Annotated in this window: 1 protein-coding gene and 1 pseudogene; both read left to right on the plus strand. The window is 30.6% G+C overall.

Going from position 1 to position 519, the window contains the following annotated elements; translation table 11 throughout:
* Positions 1–224 (plus strand): annotated as a pseudogene (locus B0174_RS12280) (DNA repair protein RadA); the annotation flags it as partial.
* Positions 199–519, plus strand: a 321-nt coding sequence (gene rnhA, locus B0174_RS12140; protein ID WP_108561373.1) for a ribonuclease HI, incomplete at its 3' end; no start/stop codon positions are given. The pseudogene B0174_RS12280 and the gene rnhA, both read left to right, overlap by 26 nt.

A 519-nucleotide genomic window follows, 5' to 3' on the forward strand; every position in this document is an offset into this window, starting at 1 on the left:
ATATAAATCATAGTGATGATTTTGTTTTTGATATTTTAATTGCACTAAATAATCATGAACATAAAATCCCTGCAACTATTGATTTTGAATTTATTTGTTCATCATGTAAACATGTTCACCCTATGTTTGAGGCTAGATGTCCAAACTGCCAAAGTATATTAACATTTGATGTAAAACATCATCTAACAAAGGATTTAGTTGAAAGAAATCAATCTTTACAGTGATGGTTCCTCTTTAGGAAACCCTGGACCTGGTGGTTGGGGTACAATCCTAGACTATAAGGGAAATGAAAAAGAGCTAAGTGGCGCTCAAGATAATACAACAAATAATCAAATGGAATTAAAAGGTGTTATTGAAGGATTAAAGGCTTTAAAAGAACCTTGTATAGTTAATATTTATTCTGATTCTACTTATGTTGTAAAAGGAATAAATGAGTGGTTAAGTGGTTGGGTTAGGAACAATTGGAAAAACTCTGCAAAAAAACCAGTAAAAAATGTTGAATTGTGGCAAGAATATATA

This window comes from Arcobacter caeni (assembly GCF_003063245.1).
Taxonomy (GTDB): domain Bacteria; phylum Campylobacterota; class Campylobacteria; order Campylobacterales; family Arcobacteraceae; genus Aliarcobacter; species Aliarcobacter caeni.